The sequence below is a fragment of the Candidatus Krumholzibacteriia bacterium genome (assembly GCA_029865265.1).
Classification (GTDB): domain Bacteria; phylum Krumholzibacteriota; class Krumholzibacteriia; order WVZY01; family JAKEHA01; genus JAKEHA01.
In genome coordinates this window covers 1-15,076 of sequence record JAOUHG010000023.1, presented here as the reverse complement: position 1 = coordinate 15,076, position 15,076 = coordinate 1, and the positions used below count along the sequence as shown (strand labels likewise).

Genomic DNA, 15,076 nt, shown 5'->3' with positions numbered 1-15,076 from the left:
GATACCCTGCGCGGGTCATGTCACGGCATCCCATTCCCGTTCTACTTCTGATTCTCGCGGTCTCACTGCCGCCCGCCCTGGCGGAAGCCCGCAAGAAGACCGACCTCGTCTACCTCAAGAACGGCGACCGCCTCACCGGGGAGATCAAGCAGCTCGACCGCGGTATTCTCCAGCTCAAGACCGACGGTCTCTCCACGGTGAATATCGAATGGGCGGACATCGACTCGGTGAACAGCGTGTACCATTTCCGGGTGCAGGACCGCGTCGGGGACAAGTTCTTCGGGGCCATTTTCCTGGGCCGGGACGGTGTCATGGAGGTCATCGAAGATGGCCGGACGCGCACGGTGCAAGCGGACTCCGTGGTCTCGATGATGCAACTGGACGCGTCCATCTGGCAGCAGCTGGACGGTTCCGTGAGCCTGGCCTTCAACTACACCAAGGCGCAGGACCAGTCGCAGCTGACTTTGAGCTCATGGGTGCAGCGGCGGACGGAGTTGCACAAGACACGGCTGGATGCCTCGTCCACGATAACCAACACCTCGAATACGGCGCGCACGATACGCTACGACGCCAGCCTGAACTATCAGCGCCTGCTGCGGGGAATCCTGTTCGCGGAAATGGCGGGCACTGCGCAGCGCAACGATGAACTGGGGCTGGACCTGCGAACTTCGATCGGGGGAGGACTCGGCGCCAATTTCGTGCAATCGAACCGGGCGCTGCTGGTGGGTGGCTTGGGCCTGAGCGTCAACCGCGAGTGGGCCAACGACGGGACGCAGACCAACAACATCGAGGGCGTTGTGGGGCTTCAGCACGCCATCTTCACGTACAACTTCCCCAAGACCGACTACTCGGCGAACCTGACCTTCTACCCCAGTCTCTCCAACTGGGGGCGCGTCCGTCTCGACGGCGATCTGCACGCGCGCCGAGAGGTCGTGAACAATTTCTACCTCGAGCTTACCTTCTACGAAAGCTACGACAATCGCCCGCCCGGCGGCGGCGAAACCACCGACTACGGATTCACACTGGGCGTTTCCTGGACGTTCTAGGGGACGGGCGGTCCGTCAATCAATGGGCCGATTTCACGGCCCGGGCGACGGCGTCGAGGAGCACGTCCCGGGGCTCGATCTTGCTGACGAATCCAGTGCATCCCACGGCCTGTGCTTCCGCGCGCGTCTTCGCATCGTCGTGGGCCGTGATGTACACGATGGGAACCGTCGATCCGCTCGCGGCGAGCCGTCTGCCCAGCTCCAGCCCGGAAATACCGCCCAGGGCGATGTCGAGCAGCATGCAGTCGAAGCGGGGGTGCTTCGTGTCGGCCAGGAATTCCTCTGCGGAAGGATAGGTAAGGGGCTGGTAATGCGCCGCACGCAGCAGGCGCACCAGCGACCGCCGGAAACTCTCGTCATCGTCGATGACCGCTACATAGATGTCTGTCACTTGGATCATTACCGCCGGGGGTCACGGTAGCGGCTGCAACAACCCGCCGGCTACTGCCCTTTGGGGAAGGGGCGGGCATCCTGCACCAGCCGTGTCAGCTGGGCAACCGAGCGGACCTCGAGCTTGGTGGTGATCGCGGTGCGGTGGAGCTTGACGGTGCGCTCGTGAATGCCCAGTTCCCCCGCGATCTGCTTGTTGAGCTTCCCCTGCACCACGAGGGTGAGGACCTCGCGCTCGCGCGGGGTGAGCAGCGCCAGGCGCTCCTGCAAGTCGTGCCGCCGCGCCCGTTGGGCGCGTTCGCGGGCGTCGCGCTCCAGCGCCCGCCGCACCGCCGCAAGCAGTTCCCCGTGGGGAGCCTGCTTCACCAGGAAATCCTCGGCGCCCTGCTTCATGGCCCGCACCGTGGAAGGAACATCGCCGTGGGCGGAGAGAAACACCACCGGCAGCGGATCGGGCCCGCTGGCAAGTGCCGCCTGCAGGTCGAGCCCGTTCATACCGGGCATGCGCAGGTCCGCCAGCACGCAACCAGGCTCGCCGTCCTCCCGCTGCGCAAGGAACTCGGCGGCCGATCCGTACTGCTTCACGGTGAACCCGGAGGCGCGCAGCAACCGGCCGACGGCCCGCAGGAACGACGCGTCGTCGTCGACCACGTGCACGATTGCGGTTCCTTCAGGCATGACGCTCCCGGGGTTCGCTCACCGGAATCGTGAACCGGAACGTCGCACCGCGACCGGGGTTGCTCTCCGCCCACAGGCTGCCCCCGTGCGTCTCCACGATGGTGCGCGATATCGGCAGACCCATTCCCATGCCTTGCTCCCTGGTGGTGACAAACGGCTCGAAGATGCTCTCCAGTTTGTCGGGCGCGATCCCGGGGCCGGTATCGCTCACCGCGCACTCCACAAGACCATTGCCGTTGGCGCGGGTCCGCACCAGCACGCGCGGGTCGCCGCCGGGAGCGCTCTCGACGGCGTCGATGGCGTTGGCAACCAGGTTGAGCAGAACCTGCTGAAAATGAACGCGGTCACCGCGGACCGGCGGCAGATCGGAAGGCGTGTCGATCTCCAGCGCGATTCCGCGGGCGCTCGCGTTGCCGCGTGCGATTCCGACCACGTCGTCCACCACACCGCTCCAGTCCAGCATCTGGGATTCCACGCCGTGCCGCTTGAGCATGGCCCGCAGCCGGTCGATCACGCCCCCCGCGCGCTCCCCGTCCTTGCGCACGTCGGCCAGGATTGCCCGCACTTCCTCCAGATCCGGCGGCTCCCGTTCCAGAAAGAGTTCCGCCGCCTCGGCGTTGCGCAGAATGGCCCCCAGCGGCTGCCCGAGCTCGTGCGCGAGCGAGGTGGTGAACTGACCGAGGAGCGTGACACGGTCGGCAAGGCTCAACTCGCGCCGCAGCTCCCGCACGCGCTGCTCGTTGGCACCGAGTTGCGCGCGGGTGGAACGCAGGCGCGCGCGGCTGATGAGGAGCATGACGATCAGACTGCCCGCCGCGGCAAACAAGGCCCCGACGGCGATGATGCGGCCGCGGTATGCCTGCCACAAGGTCGGCTCGACGAATCGAATGCTGCTGCCGGGCGGCAGCCGCGCCTCGTCGATCTTCCAGCGGCGCAGCTCGCGTCCGTCGAACGCCGGCGGCAGCGCGGGAACGATCACCGGTGGAATGGCGCCCGGCGACTCCCCCCCCAGGATGCGAACCGCAACCCGCGCCGATTCCACCCCCGCACCCCGCACGTCGACCAGACGGCCGCCCACCGTGCCGTTGCCCAGTTCCGGCGCGAACAGTCCGAAGATGGGTGCAGTGGCGGAATCGTGCAGGGCATGCAGCGCCGCGTTGCGCTCGTAGGGGACACCCACGGCGTCCACGTCGAGCAGCGCAAACACGATGGCCGAGTGTGGCGGCAGGGACGCCACCCGCTCCCGCATCTGCGGCAGGGTAAGGCCGTTGAACCAGGTGAACGCGATGCGGTCGGTGTAGCCTTGCCACGCGCCCCGCGATTCCCCCGCCCAGTACGTCTCCAGCGGAGAGCTTCCCAAAACGACGCTCACGTTGGCCGTCCCGGGCAGGAGTTGCAGGATGTCATCCACGAGCCCGTGGAGATCGATATTCACGCACACTGCAGTGATGTTTTGGCCGAGTTCAACGCCCTGCAGGTGACGGCAATCGATTCCTGCCACGACAAGCGGAACATCGGCGACCAGACGATCACGGTGGCGCATGCAGAAGCGGAACGCCGGCGAGCCCACCGTTACGATCAGGTCGACGGGACGCTGCGTGCGCAGAGAATACACGTAGTCCACCAGAGGCTTGTCCGCTTCGCCTTCTTCGAAACGCACGACTCCGAGTGCGATATCCAGCAACTCGATCTCATCGGGCGATTGGAGGGCAAGCTCGGAGCGAAAGGCGGTCGCAACATCGGCGAAAGGCTGAAAGTGCTCACCGAACGAGTGGAGCACAAGGACCCGCTTCGGCCCACCGGGAACGGGCGCCTCCTCGGCCAGGGCGGGCAGCGCTGCCGCCAGCGCAAGAAACCCGGCCACGGCGGCCCAAAGCCAACGCGCCCTCGTCATTCCCCGCATGGCTTTCATCGCTACTGGTTCCTCCCGAGACAACGACCGGCTGCATTCTAGCCGAATCTCGCGGGAATCACCATGCCCCGGTCCCGCGCGACGACGCCCGAGAGAGCGGGGCACGCACCAACGGGACTTCCCCAAAGGGCAGGTAGACCCTTTCCGCGGTCCATCCTAGGATGGCGTCACGCCTTTGTGTGTTCACCGCGCCGGCCGGATACGGACGCCGGCTCAAGTGCCGCGGCGCACCTGCCGCCGCCGGTCATTCCCATTTCGAGTTTGTACAGGAGGTCGTGATGAAAGCGATGAAAAGATGGATTCCCGTGCTCCTGCTGTCGTGCTGCGTGGCGGGCCCGGCGGCAGCTGGAGACACAGTCTACGAGCTCTACGGCCACATCATGCTGGACGCGGGCTACGACACCAAGCAGGCGGCCCCGGACTGGTTTGACGTCATGCGGCCCACCAAGCTGCCCGCCTACAAGGACGAGTATGGCGCGGACGGCAACATCTACTACAGCGTGCGCCAGACCCGTTTCGGCCTGAAGACCACGACCCCCACCGACAAGGGCGACCTCTTCACGCAGTTCGAATGGGAGATGTTCGGCACGGGCGCCGACGCCGGCCAGACCACGCTGCGCCTGCGCCACGCGTACGGCCAGCTGGGCAAGTGGGGCGCGGGACAGACATGGAGCCCGTTCATGGACATCGACGTGTTCCCCAACACGCTCGAGTACTGGGGACCGAACGGCATGGTGTTCTTCCGCAACGTCCAGATCCGTTATATGCCCATCCAGGGCGACACGCGCATGACGATCGCGCTGGAGCGCCCGGGCGCCAGCGGCGACGGAGGAATCTACTCCGAAATTGACGCGCTCAACGATATCCAGGCGCGCTTCCCGCTGCCCGATCTTTCGGCCGAGTATCGCGTCGGCCGCGGCTGGGGCTACGTGGAACTCGCGGGCATGCTGCGTTACATCAAGTGGGAAGACGCCGGCACGGACTCGCTGGATCTCGCCGGGGATGCCGTGGGCTGGGGTCTCAACCTCAGTTCCAACCTCAAGATCGGCGAGAGTGACGTGGCCCGCCTGCAGGTCGTCTATGGCGAGGGCATCGAGAACTATATGAACGATGCCACCGTCGACATCGGCATCAAGAGCAACCCGGGCAACGCCACCACCCCCGTCAAGGGCGTGGCCCTGCCCGTCCTCGGCATCGTGGCGTTCCTCGACCACAGCTGGAACAAGAAGTTCTCCAGCTCGGTGGGCTACTCGATGCTCGATCTCGACAATTCCAACGGACAGGCGCCGGACGCCTTCAAGCGCGGCCACTACGCGGTCGGCAACCTGCTCTACTACCCCGTTCCCAAGGTGACGACGGGCATCGAGGTGCAGTACGGCAAGCGCGAGAACTTCGCCGACGGCTTCACGTCGGACGACGTGAAGATCCAGGTTTCGTTCAAGTACAACTATTCCAAGATGATGTAACGCAGGTACAGGAGGATAGACATGAAGAAGATTTTCAGAATTGCCGCGGTTGTCATGGTCGCCATTCTGGCGATGCCGCTGGCAACGATGGCCCAGAAGCCCGAAGCCATCACCAAGGCGGTCAATGACGCCTATGCCAAGTACAAGGACCTCAAGGAAGGCGCCAACGCGAACTACATTCCCGCGCTGGCCAAGGTGGATCCCAACCTGTTCGGCATCGCGCTGGTGACCGCCGACGGCAAGGTCTACACCGCGGGTGACATCACCACCGAGGTCTCCATCCAGTCCATCTCCAAGGTGTTTACGATGGCGCAGGTCATCCAGGAACAGGGACCGGACGCCATTCTGAACACGATTGGCGCGGACGCCACCGGCATGCGCTTCAACTCTATCGTGTCGGTTGAGATTTCCTACAAGCTCGCCGGCGGGCCGGAGATGAACGCGCTGGTCAATCCGGGCGCCATCACCGCCACCAGCATGGTCACGGGCGCCAACGCGGAGGCAGTGTGGGCCAAGATCATCGGTGTGAACAACGACTGCGCGGGCCGCGAGCTCAAGGTGCTGCAGGACATCTACAAGTCCGAGTCCGACAGCAACCAGCGCAACCAGGCCATCGGCATGCTGATGTACGCCTACGGCTACATCAAGGCCAACCCGCAGCAGGCGGTGGACCTCTACACGCGCCAGTGCGCCATCGGCGTGAACGCGAAGGACCTCGCCATGATGGCGTCAACCCTCGCGTTTGGTGGACAGAACCCGGTTACGAAGAAGCAGGTATTCAACACGGCGTATGTGCCCAAGATTCTCGCCGTCATGGCCACCGCCGGCCTGTACGACGACTCGGGCAAGTGGCTCTATGAAACGGGTCTCCCCGCCAAGAGTGGCGTGGGCGGCGGCATCATCGCCGTTTCGCCCGGCAAATTCGGCATCGCGGTTATCTCGCCGCCGCTGGACGACGCCGGCAACAGCATTCGTGCCCAGAGAGCAATTGCAGACATTTCCAACGCGCTCGGCGGAAATCCGCTCGCTTCGGCGGCACCTGCCGCGAAGAAGTAGCAGCGCAACACCGGGGCCCGGCCGCAATGCCGGGCCCCGTTTACTTTGAGCCACAGGAGTCAGTTCTGATGCGCAAGATCACCGCACCGATCCTATGTGTCTGCATGGCCTTCGCCGCCACGCTGTTCCTTCTCTCGAGTGCACGCGACGCGCGCGCCCAGGAGAGCGCGACCACGCCCGACACAACCCTCGCGGGGGCCGAGGAACGCTACGGCAACTCCACCGCGGGCGAGTTCACACCCGCGAGAGGCTTCGACATCTTCAAGTCGGATCACGGCAGCCTGAACATCAGCGTGTACGGCCTCTTCCGGTACTTGAACCAGATGCCGGGTGAGCAGACGTTCACGGACCACCTCGGACGCACGCGCACGGTCAAGGCGCGCAACGACCTCAACTGGCACCGCACCATGGTGTGGCTGTCCGGGTTCTTCTACAACCCGAAACTCAACTACACCATCACGGTCTGGTCCCTGCCGACCACGCAGCAGACGCTCGCCTTCGGCGTGCTTCGCTACACGGTGTCGAGACCGCTCACCATGGGCGTGGGCATCGGACCCAACCTCACCAGCCGCTCGATGGCGGGCACGTGGCCCTTCTGGCCGGGCAGCGACCGCATCATGGGAGACGAGGCCGTGCGCGCCGGCTTCGCGTCGTCGTTCTTCGTCACCGGCCAGCCCGCCGACGGGCTCTTCTACACCGGCGCGATCACCACCAACCTCAGCCAGCTTGGCGTGACCGCCAGCAACGACACGCGCGACATGGGCTACAGCGCCACGCTGTGGTGGATGCCCACCACGAAGGAGTTTGGCCCGCGCGGCGGCTTCGGCGATCTGGAAGAACACCAGCGGCTGGCCACGCGTTTCGGCGTGTCGGCCGCGCACGCGCGCGAAAGCCGCGCCACGCCGTTGAGTTCGCCGAACCCCAACGAGACGCAGATCCGCCTCTCCGACGGCGTGTATGCATTCGAGCAGGGCGCGCTTGCCGACAGCGTGACCGTCAACTACCTCGACTACGACGCGTTGTCCTTCGATGCGGGTTTCAAGTACAAGGGCTTCTGCCTCCAGGGCGAGTTGCTGATGCGCAGACTCTCGAAGTTCGAGGCCTTCGACGTGCATCAGGGCGCCGATTACGGCACACCCTTCTCCCTTGCCGACGACTCGATTGTGGACAAGAGCCTTTATGGCTCGGCGGGGTACATGGTGGTGGAGAGGAAACTCATGCTGTACGCCATCGGCTCGTACCTGTTTGACGAATTCGAGCGCAACCCGTGGGAGGCCGGCGGCGGCGCCAGCTTCTACCCGTATGGCAACCGCAGCTGGCGTGTCAACATGCACATCCTGCACATCGACAGGAGCCCGGCCGGGTCGAACTTCGGTTACTACACAGCGGGCCAGACAGGCACCACGTTTTCGCTGGGTACGGACATCCTGCTGTAAGGGAGATTGACCATGTCTATCCATCCTCGCAAGAGCTTCCTGGCGGCCTTCATAGCTGTCCTTGGGCTTGTTTTCGCCACACTGCCCGCGTGGGCCCAGAAGGACGGCGGCTACAAGTACAACGACTCACACTTCCACCTCACCAACTACATCCAGGAAGGCACGCCGCTTGCCGACTACGTGAAGATGATGGACGGCGTGGTCAAACGCTCCACGGTGTTCGGAATTCCGCTGCAGCAGACGTGGGACTACGAGAACACGGGTGACTTTGCGCCCACCTACTACCTGCAGTCGGATGCACCGTTGTACTACTACTCCTTCACCGACGCCTTCATCGCCATGTCGTACAAGGCGCTGCCGGCCGATCAGCAGGCGCGGCTCGACCCCATGATCACCGGCTTCAACCCGGCCGACATGTACGCGGCCGACCACATCCGCCGCGTGCTGCTCACCTTCCCCGGGGTCTTCTCGGGCATCGGCGAGTTCAGCATCCACAAGGAGTTTGTCTCCTCGAAGATCGCGGGCGGTCCGGCCAGCCTGAAGAACCCGGCGCTCGACAGCCTGCTCGACTTCGCGGGTGAGGTCGGGCTGGTGGTGATCCTCCATAGCGACATCGACATGCCCTTCCCGAAGCAGGGCCAGGACCCCTACCTGGTGATGCAGATGAAGGAGCTCATCGAGCGTCACCCGAAGACGACGATCATCTGGGCGCACGCCGGGCTGGGACGCGTGGTGCACCCGGTAACCGACCAGGTCTCCATCTTCGAACGGGGCCTGGCCAATCCGAAGCTGGCGAACCTCTACATCGACATCTCGTGGGATGAAACCGCCAAGTGGATCACGAAGACCCCCGAGGGGCTCAAGCGCATGGCGGATCTCATGAACAAGTACCCCGACCGTTTCCTGTTCGGGACGGACGTGGTGGCGCCGCAGAGCATCGACTCTCCGATGGCGGTCTACAACGCCTACGCCGCACTGTGGAAGTCACTGACACCCGAGACGAGGCAGAAGGTGCTGTTCACCAATTACGAGCGGCTCTTCGATGCGGCGCGCGTCAACGTGCGCGCGTGGGAAGAGGCAAACGTGGGCAAGCCCGCCGTGGTGCCGCCTCCCACCCCGGTTTCGGGCTACGAGCCAACAGGTCAGAAGTAAGTCTCCTCGAAGCCGCCCGAAATGAAACCGGCCGCCCTGCGCTTCTGCGGCGCGAGGCGGCCGGTCAAGCCATCAAACGAACCGACTGTCTATAGCGCGTCGATGATGCCGTTCAGTGTGGCACTGGGCCGCATGGCCGCGGTGCATTTTGCGCCATCGGGGTGGTAGTAGCCCCCGATGTCCACCTTCTGACCCTGCGCCGCGAGCAGCTCCGCGGCAATCTTCTTCTCGTTCTCGGAGAGTGCTTTCGCCACCGGCTTGAGGCGTTTTGACAGCGCGGCGTCCTCGTCCTGCGCGGCGAGGGCGCGGGCCCATGCGAGCGCGAGATAGAACGTCGAGCCGCGGTTGTCGATCTCGTTCACCTTGCGCGAGGGATAGCGCGCGTCCTCGAGGTACTGGCCCACCGCCACATCAAGCGTGGCCGCCAGCACCGTGGCTTTGGCGTTGCCGGTCTGCTTGGCGAGAAATTCCAGAGACGGCACCAACGCGCAGTATTCGCCCAGCGAGTCCCAGCGCAGGTGGCCTTCCTTGAGGAACTGTTCCACGTGCTTGGGCGCCGAGCCGCCCGCGCCGGTCTCAAACAGCCCACCCCCGTTCAATAGCGGCACAATGGAGAGCATGCGCGCGCTGGTTCCCAGTTCGAGAATGGGATACAGGTCGGTAAGGTAGTCGCGCAGCACATTGCCGGTGACGGCAACGCTGTCCTGGCCGCGGCGAACGCGCGCCAGCGCGAATTTCATGGCTTCCACCGGTTTCATGATGCGGATGTCCAGCCCCGTCGTGTCGTGGCCGGGCAGGTAGGCCTTCACCTTCTTGATGATCTCCGCGTCGTGGCCGCGGCTCTCGTCGAGCCAGAAGATGGCGGGCGAGCCGCTCGCGCGCGCGCGTGTGACGGCGAGCTTCACCCAGTCGCGGATGGCCTCGTCCCGGGTCTGGCAGGCGCGGAAGATGTCCCCCGTCTCGACCGGCTGCTCGAGCAGCGTCCTGCCGCCGGCGTCGACCACGCGCATCGTGCCCTTCGCGGGCGCCACGAAGGTCTTGTCGTGGGAGCCGTACTCCTCGGCTTTCATCGCCATCAGGCCCACGTTGGACACGTCGCCCATGGTGGCGGGGTCGAACTGTCCTCGCTGCTGGCAGTCCTCGATGATGGCCTGGTAGATGCCGGCATAACAGCGGTCCGGGATCATGGCGATGGTGTCCTGCAGCTCGTCGTCCTTGTTCCACATATGGCCGCCGTCGCGAATGACCACCGGCATGGATGCGTCCACAATGATGTCGTTGGGTACGTGCAGGTTGGTCTTGCCCTTGCGCGAATCCACCATGGCCAGCGCCGGGCCCTTCTGGTAGCAGGCGGCGATGTCCGCCTCGATCTCTCTCTTCTTTTCGGCTGGCAGACGGTCGAGTTTGTCGAGCACGTCGGTGAGCCCGTTGTTCACGTTGGCGCCGATCTGCTTGAGCGACGCGGCGTGTTTCTCCATGGCATCTTTGAAATAGACCGAGACGCAGTGCCCGAACATGATGGGGTCCGACACCTTCATCATGGTGCACTTGAGGTGAATCGAAAGCAGCACGCCGTCTTTCTTCGCCTGCTGCATCTGTTCGGCGTAGAAGGCGCGCAGCGCGGCGACGTTCATCACCGCCGCGTCTACCACCTCGCCCGCGTGCAGCGGCAGCTTGTCCTTGAGCACCTTCACCGCGCCCGACGCATCCACAAACTCGATGCGCGCGTCGGTGGGCGCGGTCATGGTGACCGACATTTCGCTGCCGTAGAAGTCCTTGTCGTTCATATGCGCCACCCGCGTCTTCGAGCCCTCCTTCGGCCACGCCTTCATCATCTTGTGGGGGTGCTTCTGCGCGAACTTCTTCACCGACGTCGCGGGGCGGCGGTCCGAGTTACCCTCGCGCAGCACCGGGTTCACCGCCGAACCCAGCACCACCGCAAAACGGGCCTGCAGCGCGCGTTCGGCGTCGTTCTTCGGTTCTTCCGGGTACGTCGGAATGTCGTAACCCTGCGCCTGCAACTCGGCGATGGCCGCCTGCAGCTGCGGAATCGACGCGCTGATGTTGGGCAGCTTGATGATGTTGGCCTGCGGGGTCCGGGCGAGTTCCCCCAGCCGGCCCAACTCGTCCGGAATTTTCTGGTCCGCGCGCAGCTTGTCCGGGAAGTTGGCCAGAATGCGTCCGGCGAGAGAAATGTCGGCGGTCTCGATTTCGACACCCGTGCCGCGGGCGAATGCCTCGATGATGGGGAGCAGCGCATAGCTGGCGAGGGCCGGGGCCTCGTCGCATTGGGTCCAGGTGATCTTTGCTGAAGGCATGAAGTTAACCTCTTCGATGCTGGGGCGATGATGGGTTGTCCGCGCGGCCAGGCGGGTTGCGATTTTCGGAGCAGTATACCCGAAATCCGACATTCGGTGGACCCCCAACCCACCCGCGCCTGATATCTCCTTCCTCAAATGACCATCCGCGCGAGCACCTTGAAAACATCCCGGGCCGGCATCACCAGGAATACCAGCGGCGCGAAGGGCACAACCGCGCACACGATCAGGTAGGCGACATGACGCAGTTCCAGCGGCACAAGCCGCATGAGCCGGGCGTTCTCGTACAGCGGACCGAAGTCGGCCAGGCCCGAAACATCATCTGTGGGGAGTTCACCCTCCTTGCTGGCGCGCAACTGGCGGTCAAGGAACTGCGCTGCTCGGTATCCACTCCCGGACATGAACATCACACACTCCTCCCGCGCCCGCGCCAGTACCGGGGCGAACACGAGGAGCGGCGCCAGCGTCAGGGCCAGCGTGAACAGCACGAACGCAATCGCATAGCCCTTGAACTCCGCGAGTTGCGCGCCGTGATACGTGAGAGCGTCCGCTGCCACGCAGGATAGCTGGATGCCGAACGCGAAGATGAGCGAACCGAACGCCGCCTGGGTCCCACCCAGAAATGCCAGTCCCCCCGCACGGTCGGGATGCGCCGGGTTCGGCTGCAGCCTCAGCCGGCTCGTCTTCCACAGCACCCACGCCCACAGCACCAGCCTCCACATCCACTGCAAGGCCAGAAATCGCAACACCGACTGGCTGACCAGCAGGAACCACCAGCCTGGCAGCGTCATCCGCCCACCGTCGTACGGCCAGCCCCCCGTGAGATACTCGCGCGCGCCCCAGAAGGACAGGGCCGTCGCGGCGAACGTCAGAAACAGAATCACGGCGTTCGCGCCGAGTCCCCTCCAAAGAACCTCGATCCGCACCAGCAGCGCGTCCAGGACCGGAGTGTCCTCCCGCATGAGAACATCAGATTGACGCAGTTGATGCGCAGCCAGTCCGAGGCGCCTTCCCAGCACGGCCTCGCCGAGAATCAGAACCGGAACGGCGATCAGGAACTTTCCGTAGGGCAGGAAATCCTTGAGGAACGGAATGCGCACGCTGTCACCCCACGCGGCACCATCGACGATCGACAGCACCAGGAGCGGCAGCCACGTCACCGCCACGGACAACAGCACCATGTGGTGCGCCGACCAGGTGTGCCCAACCTTCTGGCCGATCCACCCGCCTCCCAGGGCGAACATGGTTCTGGGGTCCAGGTCCGGAGCGGCCTTCTCCTGTGCGGTCATTGCATGTCCCTTTCGACTACCCCTCTAGTGACGATGAGAGACCCAATCCTCCCGCATCCTAACCGAACGGATCGGAGGTGCGCACCATGCTTCCGAACACGAGCAAGCCGAGGACCGCGAGAAGGCAGACCCCGATGACGGCGTCTTCATGGCCCGGGTTCCTCTCGGGTGTTCAGGAATCCGCTGCGGGGGTGGCCCGCGCGGTGAAGGTCAGATTACCCGTTGCAACATCGGCAACAATCGTCTGCCCGGGGGCAAAGTCCCCGCTCACGATCTGTCGCGCGAGCGGGTTGCCGAGCCGGTTCTGCACCACGCGCCGCAGGGGGCGCGCGCCGTAGATGGGATCATAGCCCGCGTTGGCGAGGAACTCGACCGCGGCCGGTGTTACCACGAGGTGCATGCCGGATTGCTCCAGCCGCCCCACCAGCACGTCGATCTGGATGCGCGCGATCTTCTGGATCTGGTCGCGGCCCAGCGGGTGGAACACGATGATCTCATCGAGGCGATTGATGAACTCGGGCTGGAAACGCTGCCCCACCACCTCCATCACCGCCGACTTCATCTCCTCGTACTGGCTCTCACCCGCCATCTCCTGGATGAGCTGTGATCCCAGATTGGAGGTCATCACCACGATGGCGTTGCGAAAGTCCACCGTGCGCCCCTGACCGTCGGTCAAGCGCCCGTCATCCAGCACCTGCAGCAGCACGCCGAACACCTCCGGGTGCGCCTTCTCCACCTCGTCCAGCAGGATCACGGAGTAGGGGCGGCGCCGCACGGCCTCGGTAAGGTAACCGCCCTCTTCGTAGCCCACGTACCCGGGCGGCGCGCCGATCAGCCGCGCCACCGAGTGCTTCTCCATGAACTCCGACATGTCCACCCGGATCATCGCGTTCTCGGTGTCGAAGAGCGACTCGGCCAGCGCCTTGCACAACTCGGTCTTTCCCACCCCGGTGGGACCGAGAAAGAGGAACGAGCCGATGGGGCGCCCCGGGTCGGCGAGGCCCGCGCGCGAGCGGCGGATGGCGTCACTGACCGCGGCGACGGCTTCTTCCTGGCCGATGACGCGCTTGCCGAGCTCGTCTTCGAGGTGCGCGAGCCGTTCGCGCTCACCCTCCAGCATACGCGACACCGGAATGCCGGTCCAGCGCGCCACCACTTCCGCGATTTCCTCTTCAGTCACTGCGGAGCGCACCAGGCGCGTTTCCGCCTTCTCCGCCTTGCTCGCCTCGGCGAGCTTCTGCTCGAGTTCGGGGATGCGTCCGTACTGGAGTTCCGAGACCTTTGCCAGGTCCCCCGCACGGTAGGCGGTCTCCATCTCGAAGCGCGCGCGCTCCAGTTGCTCCTTGAGCTGCGCGTTCCCCTGCAGCGCCGCCTTCTCCGCCTTCCATACCTCGTCGAGATCGGCGTACTGTTTCTCGAGCGCCTTCATCTCCTCTTCCACCGCGTCGCGGCGCTGCTTCGACGCCTTGTCCTTGTCCTTCTTGAGCGCTTCGTGCTCGATCTTGAGCTGCACCAGCCGCCGGTGCAGCGTGTCCATCTCCTCGGGGCGCGAACCCATCTCGGTGCGGATGCGCGCCGCGGCTTCGTCCACCAGGTCGATGGCCTTGTCGGGGAGCTGGCGGTCGGTGATGTAGCGTTGCGACAGTGTCGCTGCCGCCACCAGCGCGGGATCGGTGATTTCCACCTTGTGGTGGACTTCGTAGCGCTCTTTTAATCCACGCAGTATCGAGATGGTGTCCTCCACCGAGGGCTCGTCCACCAGGATCTTCTGGAAGCGGCGCTCGAGTGCCGCGTCCTTCTCGATGTTCTTGCGGTATTCGTCCAGGGTGGTGGCGCCGATGCAGTGCAGCTCGCCGCGCGCCAGCGCGGGCTTGAGCATGTTGCCCGCGTCCATGGCGCCTTCCGCCTTGCCCGCACCCACCACGGTGTGCACTTCGTCGATGAAGAGGATCACCTGCCCCTCCATCTTGGCCAGATCGGTAAGCACCGCCTTCAAGCGCTCCTCGAACTCGCCGCGGAACTTGGCGCCGGCGATGAGTGCGCCCATGTCGAGCGAGAGCAGCCGCTTGCCGGCCAGCCCCTCCGGCACCTCGTTGTTGACGATGCGCTGCGCGAGCCCCTCCACGATGGCGGTCTTGCCCACGCCGGGCTCGCCGATCAGGACGGGGTTGTTCTTGGTGCGCCGCTGCAGCACCTGGATGGCGCGACGGATTTCGTTGTCGCGGCCGATCACGGGATCGAGCTTGCCCTGCTCGGCGCGTTCGGTGAGATCGAGGGTGAAGCGCTGCAACGCCTGGCGCTGGTCCTCGGCGTCGGCGGACTCCACTTTGTGC

11 protein-coding genes are annotated in these 15,076 nt (G+C 64.7%); 5 read left to right on the top strand and 6 right to left on the bottom strand.

Going from position 1 to position 15,076, the window contains the following annotated elements; all coding sequences use genetic code 11:
- The first annotated feature begins 17 nt into the window (after nt 1-17).
- Entirely contained in the window at nt 18-1,046 is a 1,029-nt protein-coding gene (locus OEX18_10695) for a DUF481 domain-containing protein (GenBank protein MDH4337726.1), read from the top strand.
- Nucleotides 1,047-1,065: 19 nt separating this feature from the next.
- Here the strand turns inward: OEX18_10695 and OEX18_10690 are convergent, their stop codons facing one another.
- Genes OEX18_10690 through OEX18_10680 form a run of 3 tightly spaced genes read right to left on the bottom strand, consistent with a single transcriptional unit; the run spans nt 1,066 to nt 4,008 of the window.
- Nucleotides 1,066-1,446 carry a response regulator gene (locus tag OEX18_10690; protein MDH4337725.1) on the bottom strand — a complete coding sequence of 127 codons (381 nt, stop codon included), beginning with the start codon at nt 1,444-1,446 and terminating at the stop codon, nt 1,066-1,068.
- A gap of 41 nt (nt 1,447-1,487) precedes the next feature.
- On the bottom strand, nt 1,488-2,114 hold the full coding sequence (locus OEX18_10685; protein MDH4337724.1) for a response regulator: 627 nt from the start codon (nt 2,112-2,114) through the stop codon (nt 1,488-1,490).
- A complete protein-coding gene (locus OEX18_10680) occupies nt 2,107-4,008 on the bottom strand; it encodes an ATP-binding protein (protein MDH4337723.1) in 1,902 nt (633 codons plus the stop codon). The genes OEX18_10685 and OEX18_10680 overlap by 8 nt, the downstream gene beginning before the upstream one ends.
- A 296-nt stretch (nt 4,009-4,304) precedes the next feature.
- On the opposite strand from OEX18_10680, the gene OEX18_10675 reads away from it, so the two are divergent.
- The 4 genes from OEX18_10675 (at nt 4,305) to OEX18_10660 (ending at nt 9,136) form a co-directional block, all read left to right on the top strand.
- Entirely contained in the window at nt 4,305-5,492 is a 1,188-nt protein-coding gene (locus OEX18_10675; protein MDH4337722.1) for a DcaP family trimeric outer membrane transporter, read from the top strand.
- A 21-nt stretch (nt 5,493-5,513) separates the two neighbouring features.
- Nucleotides 5,514-6,548 (top strand): glutaminase A, encoded by a 1,035-nt coding sequence (gene glsA, locus OEX18_10670; protein MDH4337721.1) that lies wholly within the window; start codon nt 5,514-5,516, stop codon nt 6,546-6,548.
- A gap of 68 nt (nt 6,549-6,616) precedes the next feature.
- On the top strand, nt 6,617-7,984 hold the full coding sequence (locus OEX18_10665; protein ID MDH4337720.1) for a hypothetical protein: 1,368 nt from the start codon (nt 6,617-6,619) through the stop codon (nt 7,982-7,984).
- A 12-nt stretch (nt 7,985-7,996) separates the two neighbouring features.
- Nucleotides 7,997-9,136 carry an amidohydrolase gene (locus OEX18_10660; protein ID MDH4337719.1) on the top strand — a complete coding sequence of 380 codons (1,140 nt, stop codon included), beginning with the start codon at nt 7,997-7,999 and terminating at the stop codon, nt 9,134-9,136.
- A gap of 89 nt (nt 9,137-9,225) precedes the next feature.
- Here OEX18_10660 and OEX18_10655 read toward each other — a convergent pair whose 3' ends face one another.
- The 3 genes from OEX18_10655 to clpB all read right to left on the bottom strand — a co-directional run.
- Nucleotides 9,226-11,454, bottom strand: a complete 2,229-nt coding sequence (locus tag OEX18_10655; GenBank protein ID MDH4337718.1) for an NADP-dependent isocitrate dehydrogenase — start codon at nt 11,452-11,454, stop codon at nt 9,226-9,228.
- A 134-nt stretch (nt 11,455-11,588) separates the two neighbouring features.
- Nucleotides 11,589-12,743 (bottom strand): hypothetical protein, encoded by a 1,155-nt coding sequence (locus OEX18_10650; protein ID MDH4337717.1) that lies wholly within the window; start codon nt 12,741-12,743, stop codon nt 11,589-11,591.
- A gap of 172 nt (nt 12,744-12,915) precedes the next feature.
- Nucleotides 12,916-15,076 (bottom strand): ATP-dependent chaperone ClpB (clpB, locus tag OEX18_10645; protein MDH4337716.1); only part of this gene is annotated, 2,161 nt, incomplete at its 5' end.